The following is a 23,262-nucleotide window of genomic DNA, read 5'->3' on the forward strand; positions in this document are numbered from 1 at the left end:
AAGCTTACAGCGCGCTAATCACGCCCTGCTGCTCAATCAGCTTCGCTTTGGCCTGGGCAAATCCGTCCAGACGCTCACGCTCTTTGGCGACCACGGCTTCCGGCGCGCGCGCCACAAAACCTTCGTTACCCAGTTTGCTTTCGATTTTCGCGATTTCCTGCTCGATCTTCGCCACTTCTTTCGCCAGACGCTCAAGCTCCGCGGCTTTGTCCACCAGACCGGCCATCGGGATCAGCAGCTCGGCACCGTCAACGATTTTGGTAACCGATACCGGCCCTTTATCGTCGGCAGGCAGCACGGTGATGCTTTCCAGACGCGCCAGCGTTTGCAGGAAGCTACGGTTTTCCGTCACGCGACGGATCACCGCCTCGCTGCAACCACGCAGCAGTAATGCCAGCGGTTTGGCAGGGGAGAGGTTCATCTCAGCGCGAATATTACGCACCGCGACGATCGCCTGTTTCAGCCACTCGGTATCTGCCAGCGCCGCCTCGTCTGCCAGTGCCGCATCAAACTGCGGGAACGGTTGCAGCATGATGCTTTCGTTTTGAGGAGAAAGAGCGGTGATGCCTTTCAGCACTTTCACGCGCTGCCAGATGGTTTCGGTGATGAACGGAATAATCGGGTGCGCCAGACGCAGCAGACCTTCCAGCACCGTCACCAGCGTATTACGGGTGCCGCGCAGTTCCGCTTCAGAACCGCCGTTCATTACCGGCTTGGTCAGCTCCAGATACCAGTCGCAGAACTGGTTCCAGGTGAACTCGTACAGAATGCCCGCGGCAATATCAAAGCGGTAGCTGTCCAGCGCTTCACGGTAGGCTTTCACCGTGCGGTTGAACTCGGCCAGGATCCAGCGATCTGCCAGCGACAGCGTCAGTTCGCCGCCGTTGAAGCCGCAATCCTGATCTTCGGTGTTCATCAGCACAAAGCGGCTGGCGTTCCACAGTTTGTTACAGAAGTTACGGTAACCTTCCAGACGCTTCATGTCCCAGTTGATGTCACGACCGGTAGAGGCCAGTGCCGCCAGGGTGAAGCGCAGGGCGTCGGTGCCATGCGGTTCGATGCCGTCCGGGAACTGTTTCTCGGTACGCTTGGCGATTTTCTCCGCCAGCTGCGGCTGCATCATGTTGCCGGTGCGTTTTTCCAGCAGATCCGGCAGGGAGATGCCGTCCACCATATCCAGCGGGTCAATGACGTTGCCCTTGGATTTGGACATCTTCTGGCCTTCGTCATCACGGATAAGACCGGTCATGTAGACGGTTTTAAACGGTACCTGCGGCTTGCCGTTTTCATCTTTGATGAAGTGCATGGTCATCATGATCATGCGCGCGATCCAGAAGAAGATAATGTCAAAGCCGGACACCATCACCGAGGTCGGGTGGAACTGGCGCAGCGCGTCAGTGTTTTCCGGCCAGCCGAGGGTGGAGAAGGTCCACAGCGCGGAGGAGAACCAGGTGTCGAGCACGTCTTCGTCCTGGCGCAGGGCGATGTCGGCAGACAGATTGTTTTCGCTGCGTACTTCTTCTTCCGTGCGGCCAACGTAGACGTTGCCATCGTTGTCGTACCATGCCGGAATACGGTGACCCCACCACAGCTGACGGGAGATACACCAGTCCTGAATGTCACGCATCCAGGAGAAGTACATGTTTTCGTACTGCTTCGGTACAAACTGGATGTCGCCGTTTTCTACCGCTTCTACCGCCGGTTTTGCCAGCACGTCTGCACGGACATACCACTGGTCGGTCAGCATCGGCTCGATCACCACGCCGCCACGATCGCCGTAAGGCACGGTCAGGTCGTGGGGTTTGATCTCTTCCAGCAGGCCGAGGGCATCAATGGCCGCCACTACTGCTTTACGGGCGGCAAAACGCTCCAGATTCTGGAACTGCGCCGGGATAGCGCCTGAGTAAACGTCGGATTCATTGCCTTTGGTGTCGTACACTTCGGCCACGTCACGAATGTCGCCGTCAAAGGTCAGGATGTTGATCATCGGCAGCTGGTGACGACGACCCACTTCGTAGTCGTTAAAGTCATGCGCCGGGGTGATTTTCACGCAGCCGGTGCCTTTGGTCATGTCGGCGTGCTCATCGCCAACGATCGGAATACGACGATCCACCAGCGGCAGCATCACGAATTTGCCGATCAGATCTTTATAACGCGGATCTTCCGGATTCACCGCCACGCCGGTATCGCCCAGCAGGGTTTCCGGGCGGGTAGTGGCGACCACCAGATAATCTTTACCGTCGGCGGTTTTCGCGCCGTCAGCCAGCGGATAGCGGATATGCCACATCGAGCCTTTCGACTCGCGGTTTTCCACTTCCAGATCGGAGATAGCGGTGCGCAGCTTCGGATCCCAGTTCACCAGGCGCTTGCCACGGTAAATCAGATCTTCTTTATACAGGCGCACAAAGACTTCTTTCACGGCATTGGAAAGGCCTTCGTCCATGGTGAAGCGCTCGCGCTCCCAGTCCACGGAGTTACCGAGGCGGCGCATCTGGCGGGTGATGGTGCCGCCGGATTCTGCTTTCCACTGCCAGATTTTTTCGATAAAGGCATCGCGGCCATAATCGTGGCGGGTTTTACCTTCTTCGGCGGCAATTTTGCGCTCCACCACCATTTGCGTGGCGATACCGGCGTGGTCGGTACCGACCTGCCACAGGGTGTTTTTCCCCTGCATACGCTGGTAGCGGATCATGGTGTCCATGATGGTTTGCTGGAAGGCGTGACCCATATGCAAACTGCCGGTGACGTTCGGCGGCGGGATCATGATGCAGAAGCTTTCCTGGCTTTCATCGCCATTTGGTTTGAAATAGCCCTGCTGCTCCCAGTGCTCGTAAAGCGGCTGTTCAATATCTTGCGGGTTATATGTCTTTTCCATTATTTCCAGGTTGCCGTATTCAGGTTAAAACCAGCCAGGCGATAGGCTTTATAGCGCTCGCGGGCCAGTTGTTTCAAAGTTTCTTCGTAGGGGACGAAGTCTACCACTTCTGTGAAAGCGGTGGCAAAATCTGCAAAGTTAACGCGTAAAGCGATTAACAGATCGCGCGGGCTGCTGTTGCGTTTCTGCGGCCAGGCGATTTCCACCGGCGCGCCGCCCCGTGGTCCTTCCCCCGCCAGATTATGCGGCACAAAGCTTTCCGCCGGACGCGCCCACAGGGCCTCGTCAAGACGGATCGCCTGTTGTTCATCTTCACAGGCGATCAGCACGCGCTTGCCGTTGCGCCAACGTTCCGCGGCAATTTCACACACCAGTTGCTCAACGGCGCTGAGGCCATCTACGGTGTCGTCATTGTCCAGAAGGTAGAACGTCGCGTTTTTCATGATATGGGGCTTCTTGTCGTGGATTTAAATGCAAAGCCGGGTGGCGCTTTGCCTACCCGGCCTACGGTTGAGTGGCGTGTAGGCCGGGTAAGGCGAAGCCGCCACCCGGCACTTTACATCACTCGTCGCCGTTAAAACCCGCACGATTGAGCAGGAACTGCGACAGCAGCGCCACCGGACGACCGGTTGCGCCTTTGGCTTTCCCGGAACGCCATGCGGTACCGGCGATGTCGAGGTGCGCCCAGTTATATTTACGGGTAAAGCGCGCCAGGAAGCAGCCCGCGGTGATCGCCCCGCCAGGACGGCCGCCAATGTTCGCCATATCGGCAAAATTGGATTCCAGCTGTTCCTGGAACTCATCGGCCAGCGGCAGACGCCACGCGCGGTCGCCCGCCTGTTCGGACGCGCCGATCAGTTCGTGCGCCAGCGGATTGTGGTTCGACATCAACCCGGTGATGTGGTGGCCCAGCGCGATCACGCAGGCACCGGTGAGGGTCGCCACGTCGATCACCGCTTCCGGATCAAAACGTTCCACGTAGGTCAGCACATCGCACAGCACCAGACGGCCTTCGGCGTCGGTATTCAGCACTTCCACCGTCTGACCTGACATGGTGGTCAGTACATCCCCCGGACGATAGGCCCGTCCACCCGGCATGTTTTCACAGCCCGCCAGCACGCCGACCACGTTAATCGGCAGTTGAAGTTCCGCGACCATCCGCATTACACCGTACACCGCTGCTGCGCCGCACATGTCGTACTTCATCTCGTCCATGCCTTCGGCAGGCTTGATGGAGATACCGCCGGAGTCGAAAGTCAGGCCTTTACCCACCAGCACAATCGGCCGCGCGTCTTCATCGCTGCTGCCTTTGTATTCGATAACCGACATCAGGGATTCATTCTGCGACCCCTGGCCGACCGCCAGATAAGAGTGCATGCCCAGCTCGCGCATCTGCTGCTCGCCAATCACGCGGGTGACGACGTTTTTACTGAACGAATCCGCCAGCTGGCGCGCCTGAGAAGCCAGATAGCCCGCATTACAGATATTGGGCGGCATATTGCCGAGATCTTTCGCCGCTTTAATACCGGCGGCAATCGCCAGACCGTGCTGAATGGCGCGCTCGCCGCTGGTCAGCTCACGGCGGGTCGGTACGTTGAAGACCATTTTACGCAGTGGACGACGCGGCTCGCTTTTCGTGGTTTTCAGCTGATCGAAGCTGTACAGCGTCTCTTTGGCGGTTTCCACCGCCTGGCGGACTTTCCAGTAAGTGTTACGGCCTTTGACGTGCAGTTCAGTCAGGAAGCACACGGCCTCCATAGAGCCGGTATCATTCAGGGTATTTATCGTTTTCTGAATAACCTGCTTATACTGACGCTCATCCAGTTCACGCTCTTTGCCACAGCCAATCAGCAAAATACGTTCGGAAAGCACATTTGGAACGTGGTGAAGCAATAACGTTTGTCCCGGTTTGCCTTCCAGTTCGCCGCGACGCAGCAGCGCGCTGATATAGCCATCGCTAATTTTATCGAGTTGTTCGGCGATGGGAGAAAGTCGGCGAGGTTCAAATACGCCAACCACGATGCAGGCACTCCGCTGTTTCTCCGGGCTACCGCTTTTTACACTGAACTCCATGCACTACGCTCCTGAATCTTAAAGACAACAGCCATGGCTACGGATAGAATTGCAAGCTTTAGTAACTCATGTCCGCTGTTGCGGTGACTTCGTGTTAATCTTAACGTTATTACGGCTCAACACGTCAGAACTTATTCTAAACCGCGAATCCGCTTAGTTTTGTTATCTTAGCGATGATTTCAACGACTCAAGAGAATAAATGACGTTTAAGCCATGAAACAAGCGATTTTCCTGCAAAAAACGGGTTTTTACGGGCGTATTTAAAGTGATAATCATAAGATATTTGGTGCGGGAGACGCTCAAAAGCCAGTTGGCGATCCTATTCATCCTGCTTCTGATTTTCTTCTGTCAGAAGCTGGTCAGGATCCTCGGCGCGGCGGTGGACGGTGAGATCCCGACAAACCTGGTGCTCTCTTTACTGGGATTGGGCGTGCCTGAAATGGCGCAGCTGATCCTGCCGCTCAGCCTGTTCCTCGGGCTGTTAATGACGTTGGGTAAACTCTACACCGACAGCGAAATCACGGTGATGCATGCCTGCGGCCTGAGCAAGGCCGTGCTGGTGAAAGCCGCCATGATCCTCGCGCTGTTTACCGGCATCGTGGCGGCAGTGAACGTTATGTGGGCCGGGCCGTGGTCGGCGCGTCACCAGGATGAGGTACTGGCGGAAGCCAAAGCGAATCCTGGGCTGGCAGCGCTGGCACAGGGCCAGTTCCAGCAAGCCACCGACGGCAGCTCGGTACTGTTTATTGAAAGCGTGGACGGCAGCCGTTTTAACGACGTCTTCCTCGCGCAGATCCGTCCGAAAGGCAACGCTCGCCCGTCAGTGGTGGTCGCGGATTCCGGCGAACTGTCGCAGAAAAAGGATGGCTCGCAGGTTGTCACGCTCTCCAAAGGTACGCGCTTCGAAGGGACCGCGCTGCTGCGCGACTTCCGCATTACCGATTTCCAGGACTATCAGGCGATTATCGGTCATCAGACCGTGGCGCTTGATCCAGACGATACCGAACAAATGGGCATGAGCACGCTGCTCAACACCGATAACAATCGAGCCAACGCCGAACTGCACTGGCGCTTAACGCTCATTTTTGCGTGCTTTATGATGGCGCTGATGGTCGTACCGCTGTCGGTAGTCAACCCGCGTCAGGGTCGCGTACTCTCGATGCTGCCGGCGATGCTGCTGTATCTGGTGTTCTTCCTGCTGCAAACCTCGCTGAAATCGAACGCGGCGAAAGGGAAAATCGATCCGTTGATCTGGATGTGGGTCGTCAACCTGCTGTATCTGGCGCTGGCGATAGGTCTGAATCTTTGGGACACGGTGCCGATGCGCCGTCTGCGCGCCCGTTTCACGGGTAAAGGAGCGGTATAATGCAGGCATTCCGTGTACTTGACCGCTATATCGGTAAAACCATTTTCACCACCATCATGATGACGCTGTTCATGCTGGTGTCGCTCTCCGCCATCATCAAATTTGTCGATCAGCTAAAACGCGCCGGGCAAGGCAGTTACGATGCGCTGGGCGCTGGGATGTATACCCTGCTGAGCGTCCCGAAAGACATTCAAATCTTCTTCCCGATGGCGGCACTGCTGGGCGCGCTGTTGGGACTGGGGATGCTGGCGCAGCGCAGCGAACTGGTGGTGATGCAGGCGTCCGGCTTTACCCGTATGCAGGTCGCGCTGTCGGTGATGAAAACCGCTATCCCGCTGGTGCTGCTGACCATGGCGATGGGCGAATGGGTGGCGCCGCAGGGCGAGCAGATGGCGCGTAACTATCGCGCGCAGCAGCTGTATGGCGGCTCCCTGCTTTCCACGCAGCAGGGACTGTGGGCGAAAGACGGCAATAACTTTGTTTATATTGAGCGCGTGACCGGCGATGCTTCCCTGCGCGGCGTCAGCATCTACGGCTTTAACGATCAGCGCCGCTTGCAGTCCGTACGTTACGCGGCTTCTGCGACCTTCGATGCGAAAGCGAAAGTCTGGCGTTTATCGCAGGTGGACGAATCGAACCTCACCAATCCGAAACAGGTGACCGGCTCGCAGACCGTCAGCAGTTCCTGGAAAACCAACCTGACGCCGGACAAACTGGGCGTGGTGGCACTGGATCCGGATGCACTGTCGATCAGCGGTCTGCGCGATTACGTGAAATACCTCAAGTCCAGCGGCCAGGATTCCGGGCGCTATGAGCTGAACATGTGGAGCAAGATCTTCCAGCCGCTGTCGGTGGCGGTCATGATGCTGATGGCGCTGTCATTTATCTTCGGTCCGCTGCGCAGCGTGCCGATGGGCGTGCGCGTAGTGACGGGTATCAGCTTCGGCTTCGTGTTTTACGTGCTGGATCAGATCTTCGGCCCGCTGACGCTGGTTTACGGCATACCGCCGCTTATCGGCGCACTGCTGCCTAGCGCATCGTTCTTCGCCATCAGCCTGTGGTTGATGCTGCGGCGTTCCTGATCCGCTTCCCCCTCTCTGTACCGGAGAGGGGCATCCCCCCGATAATTCTGTACTTTGGGACGTCTTCTGCTACGCCGACTATGCTTTGCATACGGTTAACAAAAATATCAGGTAGTTATGTCCAGATTTTTCTTTAATGACCGCAAACAGCTGGTCAACGACGCCATCGAAGGCCTCGTCATTTCCGCCCCGCATGCCAATCTCGTCCGCCTTGATATTGATCCCGCTATCCGCGTAGTCGCCCGCAGCGACTGGAGCAAAAGCCGCGTGGCGGTGATCTCCGGCGGCGGATCCGGCCATGAACCGGCGCACGCGGGCTTTGTCGGCAAAGGTATGCTGACCGCGGCGGTCTGCGGCGATGTGTTTGCCTCGCCAAGCGTGGACGCGGTGCTGAACGCCATCGTGGCGGTCACCGGCGATCGCGGCTGTCTGCTGATCGTCAAAAACTACACCGGCGACCGCCTGAACTTCGGCCTTGCGGCAGAAAAAGCCAAGCGCTACGGCCTGAAAGTCGAGATGGTGATCGTCGCCGACGACATCGCTTTGCCGGACAACAAACAGCCGCGCGGCATCGCCGGGACGGCGCTGGTGCATAAAGTAGCCGGTTTCGCCGCCGAACAGGGCCAATCTCTCAGCGAAGTGCGCGACCTGGCGCAGCAGGCCAGTGACAACGTCTGGAGCCTTGGTCTTGCGATGGAAACCTGCAACCTGCCGGGCAGCGACGGCGAAGAAGAGAACCGCATTCAGCGCGGTCAGGTGGAGCTTGGGCTGGGCATTCACGGCGAACCCGGTGCCACTACCGTCGACACGCACAACAGCAAAACGCTGATCGACACCCTGGTCGGCCCGTTAAAAGAGAAGGCGGGCAACGACCGCGTGGCGGTGCTGATCAACAACCTCGGCGGCGTCTCCGCGCTGGAAATGGCGCTGCTCACCAAAGAGCTGGCGCACTCGGCGTTAAAAGATCAGATTGCCTATCTGATTGGCCCTGCGCCGCTGGTCAGCTCGCTGGATATGAAAGGCTTCTCGCTGTCGCTGCTGCGCCTGAACGACACCTTTGAAAAAGCGCTGTGCGCCGATGTTGAAACCGTCGGCTGGCAAAAGCCGGTTGTCTTCGCGCCGATGCGCACCGTCAGCCACCACGCTATTCACGAAAACCTGGAGATCCACCCGTCCGAGAACCCGCAGGTGAAGGCGCTGGTACAGGCCATCACCGACACGCTGATTGGCCTTGAGAACCGCCTGAACGCGCTGGATGCCAAAGTCGGCGACGGCGATACCGGTTCAACCTTTGCCGAAGGCGCGCGTGACGTGGCGCAACTGCTGGCGAACGGCAAGCTGCCGCTCGATAACACCGGGCAACTGATGCAACTGGTGGGCGAACGCCTGGCGACGGTGATGGGCGGCTCCAGCGGCGTGCTGATGTCGATCTTTTTCACTGCGGCAGGACAGGCGACTAACGATGGTCAGCCGCTGGCGGAGGCGCTGTTAAAGGGGCTTAAGCAGATGAAGCATTATGGCGGTGCCGATCTGGGCGATCGTACGCTGATTGATGCGCTGCAACCGGCGCTGGAAGCGCTGCGCGATCGGGATCTGTCGGCGGCCATCAGTGCGGCGAAAAAGGGCGCAGAAGCCACTGCGTCGATGCAAAAAGCGGGGGCGGGGCGATCGTCTTACGTCAACCGAGAGAATCTGGAAGGCGTGACCGATCCGGGCGCGGTCGCGGTGGCAGAAGTCTTTGCTGCTCTGAAGAAGGTCTAAATACGTAGGCCCGGCAAGCTACGCGCCGCCGGGCGTTTTACCCTTTAAAAATCCGCTTTTAACACCACGCGATAACGGGCTTTACCGTCACGCACATGCTGTAACGCTTCATTGATTTTTGACATCGGGAACAGCTCGGTGGTCGGAGCCACCTGCGCACGACCGGCAAACTTCATCAGCTTGCGCAGTTCGTACGGCGTACCGGTGGCGGAGCCGGAAATGCTGCGATCGCCGCCGATCAGCGTGAACGCCGGCACCGGCAGTGGTTTCAGCACCGCGCCCACCGTATGGAAGTTACCGCCGTAGGCCAGCGCTTCAAAGTACGGCTGCCACTCAAGATCGACGTTCACGGTGTTGATGATCAGGTCAAACTGACCAGCCAGCGCTTTCAGGGCTTCTGGATCGCGGCTGTTCACCACTTTATCCGCGCCAAATCCACGCACTTCCGCTTCTTTCGCCGGGTTAGAGCTGAACGCTGTCACTTCGCAGCCCATCGCACGCAGCAGTTTAATGGCGATGTGGCCCAGGCCGCCGATGCCGATCACGCCGACACGGCTGGTGGCGGTCACATGATGCATCAGCAGCGGTTTAAACACCGTGATACCGCCGCACAGCAGCGGGCCTGCGGTTTCAATATCAATGCTGTCCGGCAGCGGGATCACCCATTGCCAGTCGGCACGAATTTTTTCAGCAAAGCCGCCACGGTTTAAAATGGTCGGCACCGCGCCTTCCAGACAGTTGATCTGGTTGCCGCTGATACAGGCATCACAATGCCCGCAGCTGCGCGCCGTCCAGCCGATACCCACGCGCTGGCCCACTTTCAGGCCTTTGTCCTGCGCGTCACGGCCCAGGGCCACCACGCGACCAATCACTTCGTGACCGGCCACTAACGGGTACTGCGACATGCCCCACTCGTTATCGATCATCGACAAATCAGAGTGGCAGATACCGCAATAATCTACCTGCACTTCAACGTCAGCCGGCAGCAGTTCACCTGCATCGAATTCCTGCAATTCCAGATCGGCACCGGCTTCTGGCGCGGCGTAACTTTTTATGATGCTCATCACAATTTCCTTCGGTTGGCATTGATTAGAAAGAAGTGTAGAGCATTCCGCGAGGGGCGACCTGGCAATAGGAGCGGTGAAGCGCCACGCTTTGTGTAAGCGGTTATTAAGCCACCGCGTCTTATACTTCATCCTGATTGATCGTCACCCTTAACGGAGAACCCAATGACTTTACGCGCGGCAATCGTGTTGCTGGCGGGCGGGCTGCCTTTTTTCGCCCTGGCTCATAACTTTGTGGAAGGAGAACGCGTGCCGCCAGTCGGCGTGGCGGATCGCGGCGAATTGCAGCTCCGGCAGGCGGCGATCCGCTATCAGGCCTGGAACAGCGCGTGGCTGGGCGGAAAAGTGGGTGTGGTACTGCATATGGCAGGACGGCTGTCGGCGAAAGATCAGAATGCTGCGCTGATCGACGCCATCGGCAAGGCCAGGCTGCCGGCGAGCCGCTTCGCGATTACCACCATCGTCAATACCGATGACGCGATCCCCGGCAGCGCGCTGTTCGTGCGGCGCAGTCTGGAGGAGAGCAAACGGCAAACCCCCTCTGCGCAGTTCGTGGTGGACGATCGCGGTGCAGCGCTGCGCGCCTGGCAGCTACAGCCGGGTGGCTCCGCTATCGTGGTGCTGGATAAGGACGGGCGGGTGCGCTTTGCGAAAGACGGCGCGCTGAGCGCAGCCGAAGTGGATCAGGTGATGGCGTTACTCCATCAACTGCTGGCGTAATCGTGTATTGTTAAAGCAAGGTAAATAGTTGTGATGAGGACGTTGCGTAAAAGCAAATTTCTGTACATTGCGCTACGCTTTCCAGACACAGCAGGATGCAAATAAACAGGCAAGCGGCTGTTCAGGCTGCAAAAGTTCCTGGTCAGATTATGACGGCTATTGGCAGCCGTGACATGCGCCATTCGCATCAAACCGCCACGACGAGGAACCATGACTGTAACGATGAACGTCAACGCCGATAACTGCCTGAACCATGAAGATGAGCTACAGGCGCTACGCGAGGCGCTGCAAGTCCGCCTCGATGAACTGCTGCCCGCGGGCCAGCAGCAAGATCTGGTCTATACGGCGATGCGCGAAGGCACGCTGGTGGCAGGCAAGCGGGTGCGTCCGTTGCTGCTGGTGCTGGCGGCGCGCGACCTCGGCTGTCACGCCGATCAGCCTGGCCTGCTCGATCTCGCCTGCGCGGTGGAGATGGTGCACGCCGCGTCGCTGATGCTCGACGATATTCCGTGCATGGACAATGCACTGCTGCGTCGTGGTCGTCCCACTATTCACCGCCAGTATGGCGAAAACGTCGCTATCCTCGCCGCCGTGGCGCTGCTCAGCCGCGCTTTCGGCGTGGTGGCGGAAGCCCAGTCGCTGTCTCCCGCCTGCAAAACCCTGGCGGTGGCGGAACTCTCCACCGCCGTTGGGCTACAGGGACTGGTGCAGGGGCAGTATCTCGATCTGCACGAGGGCGCAGGCGCACGCAGCGCCGAGTCGATCCTGCTCGCCAATGAATTAAAAACCAGCCGTTTGTTTGACGCTACGCTGCAAATGGCGGCGATTGTCGCCGATGCCCCGCCGCAGGCACGCCAGCGATTACGCTGTTTCGCGCAGGATCTGGGTCAGGCCTTCCAGTTGCTGGACGATCTGGCGGACGGCCTCAACGGTACCGGCAAAGACAGGAATAAAGATCACGGCAAATCGACGCTGGTGGCGATGCTCGGCGCGGAGGCTGTGCATCAGCGGCTGCGCGATCATCTGCGTAGCGCCGACGATCATCTTGCCAGCGCCTGTCAGCGCGGCGTTGCCACGCGGCGCTTTATGCACGCCTGGTTCGACAAGCAGATGGCGCAGTTCGGCTAAGACAGGGTTTTTATCTCAGGATGCCATAGCGACTGGAGCGGCAATGAAGGACAGGGAACTGACTCAACGCAAAAACGATCATCTGGATATTGTGCTCGATCCGGCGCGCGCCCTGAAAAAGCGCGGTACCGGTTTTGCCGACTGGCGTTTTGAACACTGCGCAATGCCGGAGCTGCATCTGGATGCTATCGATCTGCGTTGCGCGCTGTTCGGCAGGACGCTGCGCGCGCCGCTGCTGATAAGCTCGATGACCGGCGGTGCCAGCCGTGCCAGAGAAATCAACCGTCATCTGGCGGAAGCGGCGCAGGCGTTAGGACTGGCGATGGGCGTCGGATCTCAGCGCGTGGCGCTGGAAAGCGAAGACAACTGGGGGCTGACGCGGGAACTGCGCCAGGCCGCGCCGGATATTGCGCTGCTGGCGAACCTGGGGGCGGCGCAGATCGCCGCTCCCCATGGCATTGACTACGCGCGCCGCGCCGTCGAGATGATCGAAGCCGACGCGCTGATTATCCATCTCAACCCGTTGCAGGAAGCCTTGCAGAACGGCGGCGACCGCGACTGGCGCGGCGTGCTGACGGCCATCGCCCGCACAGTGAACGCGCTGCCGGTGCCGGTGGTAGTGAAAGAGGTCGGCGCGGGGATTTCCGTGCCGGTCGCCCGCCAGCTGGCTGACGTGGGAGTGGCGATGCTGGATGTTGCCGGTTCCGGCGGCACCAGTTGGGCAGCGGTCGAAGGAGAACGCGCCGCCACGCCGCACGCCCGTGCAGTTGCCATGGCGTTTGCCGACTGGGGCATTCCCACCGCGCAGGCGCTGCGCGAGCTGCATCAGGCGCTGCCGCAGATGCCGCTTATCGCCTCCGGCGGCGTCAGCGACGGCATCGACGTTGCTCGCGCCATCGCACTCGGCGCGACAATTGCCGGCCAGGCCGCTGGCGTACTCGGCAGCGCCACCACCTCCGCCGACGCGGTGATCGCCCATTTTCAGATTATTATCGAGCAGTTGCGGATCGCCTGTTTCTGCACCGGCAGCGCCAGCCTGGACGCGCTGCGTCAGGCGACGCTGGTGCGTGTCGGGGATCGGGAATGAGCCATTACGCGGTTATCGCGCCTGCGCTCTACAGTCATGTGCGCGCGCTGGAAGCGCTAGCCCAGGCGCTGATCGCCCGCGGGCATCGCGTCACCTTTATGCAGCAGGCGGAAGCGCGCACGCTGCTTGGCGACGCGCGCATTGGTTTTTATCCCCTTGGCGAACGCAGCCATCCCCCCGGCAGCCTGGCGCATACGCTGGAGTTAACCGCGCACCCTGCCGGGACGGGCATTTTTCGGCTGATCGCGGATATGGCGAAAACCAGCGACATGCTCTGCCGTGAACTGCCTGCCGCGCTGCAACAGGCGGGTATCGACGGACTGATCGTCGATCAGATGGAAGCAGCGGGCGGGCTGGTTGCAGACGCGCTGGGGCTGCCGTTCGTCTCGGTCGCCTGCGCCTTGCCGGTAAACCGCGAGGCGCACCTGCCGCTGCCGGTGATGCCCTTTAACTACGGCACCGGCGCGCGCCGCCTGAAACTGTATGCCACCAGCGAGCGCATTTATGACTGGCTGATGCGCCGCCATAGCGAGGTGATCGCACGCCATGCGCGCGCCTTCGGCCTCGGTGAGCGGCGATCGCTCCACGACTGTCTGTCGCCGCTGGCGCAGATCAGCCAGACGCTGCCCGCGTTTGATTTTCCCCGTCGCCAGCTGCCCGCGCATTTTCATGCCGTCGGGCCGCTGCGCCACGTCCACGCCACGCCGGAGGCGGCAGCACCTTCCACGCCGCCGCGGGTGTTTGCCTCGCTGGGCACGCTTCAGGGGCACCGCTTTACACTGTTCCGCACCATTGCCCGCGCCTGTCGGCAGCTGAACGTCAGGCTGCTTATCGCCCACTGCGGCGGCCTGAACGACGTGCAGGCGGCGCGACTGCGGCGTTACGGCGCGGAGGTGACTGATTTTGCCGATCAGCCCGCCGTGCTGCGCGAGGTGCAGGCGGTGATCACCCACGGTGGACTGAATACGGTGATGGACGCGATAGAGAGCGCCACGCCGATCCTGACTATTCCGCTGGCGTTCGATCAGCCGGGCGTCGCCGCGCGCGTGGTCTACAGCGGCATTGGCCGTCGCGCCTCCCGATTCACAACCGTGAACGCGCTGGCGAAAAATCTCCATGCGCTGCTTAACGATCCCGGCTACCGTCAGCGGCTGACGCTGATGCAGACGCAGCTTGCGCAGGCGGGCGGCGCGACCTGTGCGGCTGCGGTGGTGGAGCAGGCGCTCAACAGCCGCCACCCGATCCTGGCGAACTGCGCATGACGCAGTGCGATCTGATCCTCGTCGGCGGCGGGCTGGCCAACGGGCTGATCGCCTGGCGGCTGCGCCAGCGCCAGCCACAGCTGAAGCTGCTGCTGCTGGAGGCCGGAGCAGCGCCGGGCGGCAATCACACCTGGTCGTTTCATGAGCAGGATCTCACCCCGGCGCAGCACGCGTGGGTCGCGCCGCTGGTGGCCCATCGCTGGCCCGGCTACGACGTGCGTTTTCCGGCGCTGACCCGTCGGTTCGATGGCGGCTATCTGAGCATCACCTCTGCGCGCTTCGCACTTGAGATAACGCAGGCGCTGGGGGATAGCCTGAGAACGCAGACACCGGTCAGCGCGCTGACGCCACAGACGGTGACCCTGGCAGACGGCACGGTACTGCGCGCAGGCGCGGTGATCGACGGGCGCGGCTATCAGTTGGGCGAGCATCTGACCATCGGATCACAGGCATTTCTGGGCCAGCAGTGGCGGCTCAGTCAGCCGCACGGACTGACGCGTCCGCTGCTGATGGACGCCACCGTGGATCAGTCGGCGGGCTACCGCTTTGTCTATACGCTGCCGCTCTCCGCCGACAGCCTGCTGATTGAAGATACCCATTACATCGATCGCGCGACGTTAAGCGACGATCAGGCGCGCCAGCATATTGCCGACTACGCGGCGGCGCAGGGCTGGGCGCTGGAGACGCTGGAGCGTGAAGAGCAGGGCAACCTGCCGATCACCCTCGCGGGAGACTGCCGCGCGTTCTGGCGGCAGAAAGCGGGCCAGCCCTGTAGCGGACTGCGCGCCGGGCTGTTTCACTCCACCACCGGCTACTCCCTGCCGCAGGCGGCGGCGCTGGCGGATTTGATCGCTGACCAACGCGACCTGTCGTCCGGCGCACTGTTCGCGCTGACGCGGGATTACGTGCAGCAGCAGTGGCGTCGCCAGCGTTTCTTCCGCGTACTTAATCGTATGCTGTTTCTTGCCGGACGCCCTGACAGGCGCTGGCAGGTGATGCAACGTTTTTACCGACTCAACCCTGGGCTTATCGCCCGCTTTTACGCCGGTCAGCTTACCCTGGCCGACAAAGCGCGGATCCTGACGGGCAAACCACCGGTACCGGTGGGCGAAGCCTTACAGGCCGTACTCAAACACACTCCCCGGCTGCGAGCGTTCAGTGATGAATAAAACAGTAGTAATAGGTGCTGGTTTCGGCGGCCTGGCTTTAGCGATCCGCCTGCAGGCGGCAGGCATTCCCACGCTGCTGCTGGAGCAGCGCGACAAGCCCGGCGGCCGCGCCTATGTTTATGAAGATCAGGGCTTTACTTTTGACGCAGGCCCCACGGTGATCACCGATCCCACCGCCATCGAAGAGCTGTTCACGCTGGCGGGCAAGCGCATGGCCGACTATGTCGATCTGCTGCCGGTGACGCCGTTTTATCGCCTCTGCTGGGAGTCGGGCCAGGTCTTTGACTATGACAACGATCAGGCGCGGCTGGAAGAGCAGATCCGCCGCTTCAACCCCCGGGACGTGGAAGGCTATCGCCGCTTTCTGGCGTACTCTCAGGCGGTGTTTAAAGAGGGCTACCTGAAGCTCGGCACGGTGCCGTTTCTGTCGTTCCGCGATATGGTACGCGCCGGTCCGCAGCTGGCGCGTTTGCAGGCATGGCGAAGCGTTTACAGCATGGTGTCGTCGTTTATCGAGGATGAGCGCCTGCGCGAGGCGTTCTCCTTCCATTCGCTGCTGGTGGGCGGCAACCCGTTCGCCACCTCGTCCATCTACACGCTGATCCATGCGCTGGAGCGTGAGTGGGGCGTGTGGTTCGCCCGCGGCGGCACCGGTGCGCTGGTGCAGGGGCTGGTGCGGCTGTTTGATGATCTCGGCGGCACGCTGGAGCTGAACGCCGAAGTCACCCGGCTGGAAGCGCGCGGCAATGAGATCAGCGCAGTGCAGCTGGCAGACGGGCGGCGCATCGAGGTGGCAGCGGTGGCCTCTAACGCCGACGTGGTGCACACCTACGAAAAACTGCTCGGCCATCATCCGGTGGGCGCGTCCCGCGCCGCCTCGCTGAAACGTAAGCGCATGAGCAACTCGCTGTTCGTGCTCTATTTCGGGCTTAACCATCATCACAGCCAGCTGGCGCACCACACCGTTTGCTTCGGGCCGCGCTATAAGGCGCTGATTGACGATATTTTTAACCGCGACACCCTGTCGGAAGATTTTTCGCTCTACCTGCACGCGCCCTGCGTCACCGATCCTTCGCTGGCACCGCCCGGCTGCGGCAGCTACTACGTGCTGGCCCCGGTACCGCACCTTGGTACCGCCGATCTTGACTGGGACATCGAAGGGCCGCGCCTGCGTGACCGCATCTTCGCCTATCTGGAGCAGCACTACATGCCCGGCCTGCGCGACCAGCTGGTGACGCAGCGCATGTTCACGCCCTTTGATTTCCGCGACCAGCTCGGCGCGCATCATGGCTCGGCCTTCTCCGTCGAACCCATCCTGCGCCAGAGCGCCTGGTTCCGCCCGCACAACCGCGACAGCCGCATTTCTAACCTTTATCTGGTGGGCGCGGGCACTCATCCGGGCGCAGGCATTCCCGGCGTGATCGGCTCGGCGAAAGCCACCGCAGGACTGATGCTGGAGGCGCTGGCACGATGAACAGCACGCTGATGGAACACGCCACCGATACCATGGCGGCCGGCTCGAAAAGCTTCAATACCGCCGCAAAGCTGTTTGACGCACCGACACGCCGCAGCGCCCTGATGCTCTACGCCTGGTGCCGCTACTGCGACGATGTGATCGACGGCCAGGTGCTGGGCTTTCGGGATGCTTCCGCCGTTAACGGCAGCGCCACCCAGCGGCTGGCGATGCTGAGAACCGAGACAGAGCGGGCCTACGCGGGCGCGCCGATGCAGGAACCCGCTTTCGCTGCCTTTCAGGAGGTGGCGACGCGGCACGCCATTCCGCCACAGCTGGCGTTCGATCACCTCGAAGGCTTCGCCATGGACGTGCGCGACACGCACTATGAGACGTTCGGAGATACGCTGCGCTACTGCTATCACGTGGCAGGCGTGGTGGGGCTGATGATGGCGCGGGTAATGGGCGTGCGCAACGAGGCGGTGCTGGATCGCGCCTGCGATCTGGGGCTGGCCTTTCAACTGACCAACATTGCGCGGGATATTGTTGAGGACGCTGAAACCGGGCGCTGTTACTTACCGGCGCAGTGGCTGGCGGAGGAGGGTATCGAACGCGAGCAGCTTGCCGATCCCGTTAACCGCGAGAAGCTGGCGCGGCTGGCGGCGCGACTGGTGGACGCCGCCGAACCTTACTACGCCTCGGCGCGCGCGGGCCTCGCCGGTTTGCCGCTGCGTTCCGCCTGGGCGATTGCCTCGGCGCACGGGGTGTATCGGGAGATTGGTGTGAAGGTGAAAGCTGCCGGCCCCCGCGCCTGGGATCGGCGGCAGGGCACCAGCAAGGGTGAGAAACTCGCGCTGCTGCTCAAAGGTGCTGCGCAGGCGGTCAGCTCTCGCGTTGTCCCGACGTCGCCGCCGCGTTCTTCCGCGCTGTGGCAGCGTCCGCACCGGCATGACGATCGCGCGGTGTAGCCTGCTCGCCCTGGGGCGGTCTGCCGTTACGACTGCGCAGGATCGCCTGGAGCTTTGATACCGGCGGCGCATAGAGAAAGCCGAAGGAGACGCAATCCTCTTTGCCGCGCACCGCATGATGCAGACGGTGCGCCATGTATAAACGCTTCAGATAGCCGCGGCGCGGAATATAACGAAACGGCCAGCGCTGATGCACCAGCCCGTCATGCACCATAAAATAAATGGCACCGTAGAGCGTCATGCCTGCGCCGATCCACTGGAGCGGCCAGACGCCGGACGAGTCGACGGCGATCAGCGCTATCGCCAGCACGGCGAACACCACGGCATAGAGATCGTTGACTTCGAACCAGCCGGTGCGCGGTTCATGGTGGGAAAGATGCCAGCCCCATCCCCAGCCGTGCATGATGTATTTATGCGCCAGCGTCGCCACAATCTCCATGGCGGCGACGGTCGCCAGCACAATCAGGGTGTTCCACAGCACGAGCATCGTGATTCCTTGTTTTGAGATGATGCAGAGTATAGCAACGGAGTCGCCTGGCTGCCGCGCAGCTGGCAGAAGGGCGGGACTAAGGCGAAATTTTCGGCACTTAGCGCACGCTACGGACAATTGAGGTTGCGAAGGTGGCCGGTAAGGGTATAATCCTCAACGTTTTCCGCATACCTTTCCGTGCCGGAGTGGCGAAATCGGTAGACGCAGTTGATTCAAAATCAACCGTAGAAATACGTGCCGGTTCGAGTCCGGCCTTCGGCACCATCGGAACATCAATAGACGTCAACGGACGTCTTTTTTTGTGCCTGAAATCCAGTATCCGCAAGGCTTTCCTCGCTTTTTCACTCAACCTAAGTCAACCTGATTCAATCTACATCAACTTACTGATGCGGGTACAACTGCGGGTATATCGCGGTTCGATAATGTTTGTACCCACACAGAACCCTTGAAAGGATATTCATCATGGCTCTGAGTGATGTGAAGGTTCGTTCGGCTAAGCCTGAAGCAAAAGCCTATAAACTTACTGACGGCGACGGTATGGTTTTGCTGGTTCATCCTAACGGCTCCAAATACTGGCGGCTACGTTATCGCTTCGGTGGTAAAGAGAAGATGCTGGCGCTGGGGAAATACCCTGAAGTCTCGCTGGCAGATGCCCGGGCACGCCGGGATGAAGCCCGTAAGCTGTTAGCTAATGGTGTCGATCCAAGTGAGAACAAGAAAGCCGTTAAAGTAGAGCAAGAACAAGAGGCGATAACGTTTGAAGTGGTCGCCAGAGACTGGCACGCCAGCAATCAGAAATGGTCTGCATCGCACAGTGCTCGTGTATTGAAAAGCCTGGAAGATAATCTCTTTACTGCTATCGGTAAGCGGAACATTGCTGAATTGAAGACGCGGGATCTGCTCGTACCCATCAAAGCTGTGGAGTCATCCGGGCGTCTTGAAGTCGCTGCCCGTTTACAGCAGCGTACCACCGCGATTATGCGCTTTGCCGTTCAGAGCGGCTTAATCGACTACAACCCCGCGCAAGAGATTGCCGGTGCGGTTGCTACGGCGAAAAGACAGCATCGTGCGGCTCTGGAGCTTAATCGCATTCCCGAATTACTTCACCGCATCGATCACTATTCTGGCAGGCCGTTAACCCGACTGGCGGTTGAACTCACTTTGTTGGTTTTCATCCGTTCAAGCGAGCTGCGTTTTGCCCGCTGGACAGAAGTGGATTTTGAAACAGCTATGTGGACGATCCCCGGTGAGCGTGAACCGCTGGACGGTGTTAAACATTCACAGCGTGGTTCGAAGATGCGGACTCCACATCTTGTTCCCTTATCGCGTCAGGCCTTAGCTATTCTGGAAAAGATCAAATGCATGAACGGGAATCGAGAGCTGATTTTCGTTGGCGATCACGATCCACGTAAACCGATGAGTGAAAACACGGTGAACAAGGCGCTGCGGGTTATGGGGTACGATACGAAAGTTGAAGTCTGCGGGCATGGTTTTAGGACGATGGCTTGTAGTTCGTTGATTGAATCGGGATTGTGGTCGAAGGATGCGGTAGAGAGGCAGATGAGCCATCAGGAACGTAACTCTGTACGTGCGGCCTACATTCATAAGGCTGAGCATTTGGGAGAGCGTAGATTGATGGTGCAGTGGTGGGCGGATTATCTGGATGCTAATCGGGAGAAGATTGTAAGTCCGTTTGAATTTGGAAAGTAGCAACAATATTAAGACATATATTATTAGTATCTAGGATATATGCTTTTTTAGTTTTTAACTAAATGAAAGTTAAACCCTTTCAAAACTAAATAAAAGTCACGCGAAGTTATTTCCGTGACTTTTATTTTAGCTACGTGTGTTCAACCTAGGTTTGCTCAAAAAAAAGCTGTATTTATGTACAGTTGTTGTTGAGTATTTACACTCAAAATGATACAATCTTATCCTGATGATGGAAGAGATATATAACATGAAACATATCCATTTAATTAATTCACTGTCTTTAAATAATGCTGAAAAGTTCACTGAGAAAGCGACAGGCAAGTACTATACTGATGAAAAAATTGCATTTTTGATGATAGAGAAATTATTGCCATTAATAAATGCAACTGGTAAAAAAAATTATAATATTGCGGATCCATTTTCAGGAGACGGACGACTTATCACATTGCTTATTAAACAATGGATATTAAATGGCTTTCCTGATGTGGAATGGAATGTTTATCTATTTGATATAGAACATGCTGGCCTTGTTCATGCTCAAAGTGAGTTAGCTGAACTTAAATTAGCTGGTGCAAATATTAAAGTTACTGTAAAAAATATTGATGTTTTTTATGAGTTTGAAAACTATATCGATTACTTTGATTGTGTTATTACTAACCCACCTTGGGAGAATATAAAACCAGATTCCAGGGAACTCAATCTATTTGAGCCATCTATTAAATCGAAATATATCGAGTCGCTTCGAGAGTTTGATGATTATTTGTCAAAAGTTTTGCCATATTCACAACCGAAGCGCAAATTTGCTGGTTGGGGGACTAATCTTTCACGTGTTGGTGCAGAGCTTAGCTTAGAAATATGTAACAAAAATGGTATATTAGCTATTGTTATGCCTGCATCTTTTTTCGCTGATGAACAGTCTTTTACTTTGCGTCAAAAGTTCTTTAACACTGGAAGGCTCGATTTCATAAACTATTATCCAGCGGAAGCAAAGTTATTCAATGGCGCTGATGTGTCTTCATGTTCTTTTATTTTAATTAAAGGCGATTCTTTTAATAAGGACATGCAGCTTAGTGTATATGATAAAAAATTAAATATTAATTCATTCGGGTGTTTTGATTTATCTAGTATAGATACTCAACATCTTAGTATTCCAATATCTCAAGGTGTTCATGCAATCCATTTATTAAAGAAGCTGCAAGAGGAATACTCAACTTGGAATAGCTTAGAAAAAAATGGAGAAATATGGGCGGGAAGAGAAATCGATGAGACGGGGAGTAGCAATTGGACAAAAAAAAATGGGGATGGATACCTATTCGTTAAAGGGAAAATGATCGGAAGATACAACTTTGACATTAGTTATAATTTAAAGATAACTAAAAGAATTGATAAGGTTCCATCCAGTTCTAATTTTAAAAGAATTGCATGGCGTGATATTTCTCGTCCAAGTCAAAAGAGAAGAGTAATCGCAACAGTAATTCCTCCTGATTCATTAGCAGGGAATTCACTGGGGGTGGTCTATTATCAAAATGGATCACAGGATTCACTTTTTAGTTTATTGGGAATAATAAACTCCCTTTGTTTTGAATTTCAATTAAGAAGCTTTTTAGCCACTGGCCATGTTTCATTATCAGCCTTAAGAAAGACTGCGATACCGTCTGAAAAAATATTATCGCAACATACTGAGTTGAAACAGCTGGTAATCTCTTGCATGAATGGGTGTTGTGATGCTGAACTGAAAATTGAGGCTTATATAGCCAAAAAAATTTACAAATTGAATTTGAATGAATTTGATAAACTTTTGTCTTCATTTGATAAGATTGAGTTAGCAGAAAAAGAAAATTTACTGAGGATGTTTCAACATTATGGCTAAAAGTGAAGCATTAATGATTCCCAATCATAAGGCTGCAAAGCTAAGTGAACTGGATATGATGATTGTTAATTCGGTACCGCCAGGCGGTAACTGGAAAAACATTCCTTTAGATGTACCATCTAAAAGAATAGAACAAATTCGGGAAAGCTATGCACAAGGAAAAGGAAGCCGTTCAACCTACTACGGTAGATTACTTCCAGATATGCCTGCATATACTATTAATACTTATTTTAACCGGCCTGGAAATGGTTGTCATATCCACTATGAGCAAAATCGTGTCCTATCCCAGAGAGAAGCAGCAAGATTGCAATCATTCCCAGATGATTTTATTTTCTGTGGAGGGCAAACAGCAGTTAATACCCAAATTGGTAATGCCGTACCTCCATTTTTGGCTTTTTTGATTGCGAAAGAAATAGAGAGAGCCATAGGTAATACTGGTTACTATGTCGATTTGTTTTCTGGGGCAGGGGGGCTTGGGTTAGGATTCAAATGGGCTGGATGGACTCCATTATTAGCTAATGATATTGAGGAAAAATATCTACAAACATATTCAAGAAATGTTCATGAAGAAGTTATTTGCGGAAGTATTTCTGATGATGAAAATTTCTCAAAAATAATAAATAAATTATCAGGAATCAAAAAAACATATTCTGATAAACAATTGTGGATACTGGGGGGGCCTCCATGTCAAGGATTTTCTACGGCAGGAAATGCAAGAACAATGGATGATCCAAGAAACTCACTCTTCATGCATTATAAATCCCTCTTGGATCAGATAAAACCAAACGGTTTTATTTTTGAAAATGTTGCTGGTCTGTTGAATATGGAAAAAGGCAAGGTGTTTGAAAGGGTTAAAGAAGAACTATCATCAACCATGAAAACTATGAATGGGTGGGTATTAAACTCTGAACATTATGCAATTCCTCAACGCCGAAAAAGAGTTATATTAGTAGGTTCAAACGATCCTTTATTTTCAATCGAACCTCCAAAAAAAATAACAGAGCAAAAGGATTCTTGGGTTTCTGTTAAACATGCATTATCTGACCTTCCTCCTTTACAGCATGGTGAAGATGGAATTGGTAAATACTATATCCATCAACCTGAAAATGACTATCAACTGTTCATGAGAGGTTATATCACTGCTTCAGAGTATTATAACAGGAATGTAAAGCCCTCTTTTTAAG

At 56.5% G+C, this 23,262-nt stretch carries 18 protein-coding genes and 1 tRNA gene; 14 read left to right on the forward strand and 5 right to left on the reverse strand.

Annotated elements, in window-relative coordinates:
• Window positions 1–4: 4 nt before the first annotated feature.
• From KW828_RS17790 to pepA, 3 genes are all read right to left on the reverse strand, one after another.
• Window positions 5–2,875 (reverse strand): valine--tRNA ligase, encoded by a 2,871-nt coding sequence (locus tag KW828_RS17790; RefSeq protein WP_218337635.1) that lies wholly within the window; start codon window positions 2,873–2,875, stop codon window positions 5–7.
• Window positions 2,875–3,318 (reverse strand): DNA polymerase III subunit chi, encoded by a 444-nt coding sequence (gene holC / locus KW828_RS17795; protein WP_129361681.1) that lies wholly within the window; start codon window positions 3,316–3,318, stop codon window positions 2,875–2,877. The genes KW828_RS17790 and holC overlap by 1 nt, the downstream gene beginning before the upstream one ends.
• A gap of 118 nt (window positions 3,319–3,436) precedes the next feature.
• Window positions 3,437–4,948, reverse strand: a complete 1,512-nt coding sequence (pepA, locus tag KW828_RS17800) for a leucyl aminopeptidase (RefSeq protein ID WP_088220630.1) — start codon at window positions 4,946–4,948, stop codon at window positions 3,437–3,439.
• Between the two features lie 265 nt (window positions 4,949–5,213).
• Between pepA and lptF the strand changes: the two genes are divergently transcribed.
• The 3 genes from lptF to KW828_RS17815 all read left to right on the forward strand — a co-directional run bounded on the left by lptF (window position 5,214) and on the right by KW828_RS17815 (window position 9,157).
• Window positions 5,214–6,314 carry an LPS export ABC transporter permease LptF gene (gene lptF, locus KW828_RS17805; protein WP_218337636.1) on the forward strand — a complete coding sequence of 367 codons (1,101 nt, stop codon included), beginning with the start codon at window positions 5,214–5,216 and terminating at the stop codon, window positions 6,312–6,314.
• Window positions 6,314–7,396, forward strand: coding sequence for an LPS export ABC transporter permease LptG (gene lptG, locus KW828_RS17810; RefSeq protein WP_218337637.1), 1,083 nt, complete (start codon window positions 6,314–6,316; stop codon window positions 7,394–7,396). Before lptF ends, lptG begins: the two co-directional genes overlap by 1 nt.
• Before the next feature lie 117 nt (window positions 7,397–7,513).
• Window positions 7,514–9,157, forward strand: coding sequence for a dihydroxyacetone kinase subunit DhaK (locus tag KW828_RS17815; RefSeq protein ID WP_218337638.1), 1,644 nt, complete (start codon window positions 7,514–7,516; stop codon window positions 9,155–9,157).
• Window positions 9,158–9,201: 44 nt separating this feature from the next.
• Here the strand turns inward: KW828_RS17815 and KW828_RS17820 are convergent, their stop codons facing one another.
• Window positions 9,202–10,221, reverse strand: a complete 1,020-nt coding sequence (locus KW828_RS17820) for an NAD(P)-dependent alcohol dehydrogenase (RefSeq protein ID WP_218337639.1) — start codon at window positions 10,219–10,221, stop codon at window positions 9,202–9,204.
• A 165-nt stretch (window positions 10,222–10,386) separates the two neighbouring features.
• On the opposite strand from KW828_RS17820, the gene KW828_RS17825 reads away from it, so the two are divergent.
• The 7 genes from KW828_RS17825 (at window position 10,387) to crtB (ending at window position 18,008) form a co-directional block, all read left to right on the forward strand.
• Window positions 10,387–10,941: a YtfJ family protein gene (locus KW828_RS17825; protein ID WP_218337640.1), complete on the forward strand. Its 555-nt coding sequence runs from the start codon at window positions 10,387–10,389 to the stop codon at window positions 10,939–10,941.
• Window positions 10,942–11,163: 222 nt separating this feature from the next.
• On the forward strand, window positions 11,164–12,069 hold the full coding sequence (locus KW828_RS17830) for a polyprenyl synthetase family protein (RefSeq protein ID WP_218337654.1): 906 nt from the start codon (window positions 11,164–11,166) through the stop codon (window positions 12,067–12,069).
• A 43-nt stretch (window positions 12,070–12,112) separates the two neighbouring features.
• Complete coding sequence (fni, locus tag KW828_RS17835) at window positions 12,113–13,156, forward strand: type 2 isopentenyl-diphosphate Delta-isomerase (RefSeq protein ID WP_218337641.1); 1,044 nt, start codon at window positions 12,113–12,115, stop codon at window positions 13,154–13,156.
• Entirely contained in the window at window positions 13,153–14,418 is a 1,266-nt protein-coding gene (locus KW828_RS17840) for a glycosyltransferase (RefSeq protein ID WP_218337642.1), read from the forward strand. Before fni ends, KW828_RS17840 begins: the two co-directional genes overlap by 4 nt.
• Window positions 14,415–15,587, forward strand: a complete 1,173-nt coding sequence (gene crtY / locus KW828_RS17845; protein WP_218337643.1) for a lycopene beta-cyclase CrtY — start codon at window positions 14,415–14,417, stop codon at window positions 15,585–15,587. Before KW828_RS17840 ends, crtY begins: the two co-directional genes overlap by 4 nt.
• Window positions 15,580–17,061 (forward strand): phytoene desaturase, encoded by a 1,482-nt coding sequence (locus KW828_RS17850; protein ID WP_218337644.1) that lies wholly within the window; start codon window positions 15,580–15,582, stop codon window positions 17,059–17,061. The genes crtY and KW828_RS17850 overlap by 8 nt, the downstream gene beginning before the upstream one ends.
• Window positions 17,058–18,008 (forward strand): 15-cis-phytoene synthase CrtB, encoded by a 951-nt coding sequence (gene crtB / locus KW828_RS17855; RefSeq protein WP_218337645.1) that lies wholly within the window; start codon window positions 17,058–17,060, stop codon window positions 18,006–18,008. Before KW828_RS17850 ends, crtB begins: the two co-directional genes overlap by 4 nt.
• Here the strand turns inward: crtB and KW828_RS17860 are convergent.
• On the reverse strand, window positions 17,923–18,495 hold the full coding sequence (locus KW828_RS17860) for a sterol desaturase family protein (RefSeq protein ID WP_218337646.1): 573 nt from the start codon (window positions 18,493–18,495) through the stop codon (window positions 17,923–17,925). The genes crtB and KW828_RS17860 overlap by 86 nt on opposite strands.
• Window positions 18,496–18,677: 182 nt before the next feature.
• Here KW828_RS17860 and KW828_RS17865 point away from each other — a divergent pair.
• From KW828_RS17865 to dcm, 4 genes are all read left to right on the forward strand, one after another.
• Window positions 18,678–18,762: transfer RNA gene (locus tag KW828_RS17865), tRNA-Leu, on the forward strand.
• Window positions 18,763–18,960: 198 nt separating this feature from the next.
• Complete coding sequence (locus KW828_RS17870) at window positions 18,961–20,208, forward strand: integrase arm-type DNA-binding domain-containing protein (RefSeq protein WP_218337647.1); 1,248 nt, start codon at window positions 18,961–18,963, stop codon at window positions 20,206–20,208.
• Between the two features lie 247 nt (window positions 20,209–20,455).
• Entirely contained in the window at window positions 20,456–22,078 is a 1,623-nt protein-coding gene (locus KW828_RS17875; RefSeq protein WP_250587437.1) for an Alw26I/Eco31I/Esp3I family type II restriction adenine-specific DNA-methyltransferase, read from the forward strand.
• Entirely contained in the window at window positions 22,071–23,261 is a 1,191-nt protein-coding gene (gene dcm, locus KW828_RS17880) for a DNA (cytosine-5-)-methyltransferase (RefSeq protein WP_105079024.1), read from the forward strand. The genes KW828_RS17875 and dcm overlap by 8 nt, the downstream gene beginning before the upstream one ends.
• The last annotated feature ends 1 nt before the right edge of the window (window position 23,262 follow it).

Origin of the sequence: Enterobacter sp. ENT03, assembly GCF_019218745.1 — a bacterium.
GTDB lineage: Bacteria > Pseudomonadota > Gammaproteobacteria > Enterobacterales > Enterobacteriaceae > Enterobacter_D.

Bases quoted from the DNA above. Each gene is read 5' to 3' on its own strand.
- KW828_RS17860 (WP_218337646.1), bottom strand. From the start codon at position 18,495: ATGCTCGTGCTGTGGAACACCCTGATTGTGCTGGCGACCGTCGCCGCC.
- dcm (WP_105079024.1), top strand. From the start codon at position 22,071: ATGGCTAAAAGTGAAGCATTAATGATTCCCAATCATAAGGCTGCAAAG.
- KW828_RS17830 (WP_218337654.1), top strand. From the start codon at position 11,164: ATGAACGTCAACGCCGATAACTGCCTGAACCATGAAGATGAGCTACAG.
- holC (WP_129361681.1), bottom strand. From the start codon at position 3,318: ATGAAAAACGCGACGTTCTACCTTCTGGACAATGACGACACCGTAGAT.
- crtB (WP_218337645.1), top strand. From the start codon at position 17,058: ATGAACAGCACGCTGATGGAACACGCCACCGATACCATGGCGGCCGGC.
- pepA (WP_088220630.1), bottom strand. From the start codon at position 4,948: ATGGAGTTCAGTGTAAAAAGCGGTAGCCCGGAGAAACAGCGGAGTGCC.
- lptG (WP_218337637.1), top strand. From the start codon at position 6,314: ATGCAGGCATTCCGTGTACTTGACCGCTATATCGGTAAAACCATTTTC.
- KW828_RS17825 (WP_218337640.1), top strand. From the start codon at position 10,387: ATGACTTTACGCGCGGCAATCGTGTTGCTGGCGGGCGGGCTGCCTTTT.
- KW828_RS17815 (WP_218337638.1), top strand. From the start codon at position 7,514: ATGTCCAGATTTTTCTTTAATGACCGCAAACAGCTGGTCAACGACGCC.
- KW828_RS17840 (WP_218337642.1), top strand. From the start codon at position 13,153: ATGAGCCATTACGCGGTTATCGCGCCTGCGCTCTACAGTCATGTGCGC.
- KW828_RS17875 (WP_250587437.1), top strand. From the start codon at position 20,456: ATGAAACATATCCATTTAATTAATTCACTGTCTTTAAATAATGCTGAA.
- KW828_RS17850 (WP_218337644.1), top strand. From the start codon at position 15,580: ATGAATAAAACAGTAGTAATAGGTGCTGGTTTCGGCGGCCTGGCTTTA.
- KW828_RS17790 (WP_218337635.1), bottom strand. From the start codon at position 2,875: ATGGAAAAGACATATAACCCGCAAGATATTGAACAGCCGCTTTACGAG.
- KW828_RS17820 (WP_218337639.1), bottom strand. From the start codon at position 10,221: ATGAGCATCATAAAAAGTTACGCCGCGCCAGAAGCCGGTGCCGATCTG.
- KW828_RS17870 (WP_218337647.1), top strand. From the start codon at position 18,961: ATGGCTCTGAGTGATGTGAAGGTTCGTTCGGCTAAGCCTGAAGCAAAA.
- fni (WP_218337641.1), top strand. From the start codon at position 12,113: ATGAAGGACAGGGAACTGACTCAACGCAAAAACGATCATCTGGATATT.
- crtY (WP_218337643.1), top strand. From the start codon at position 14,415: ATGACGCAGTGCGATCTGATCCTCGTCGGCGGCGGGCTGGCCAACGGG.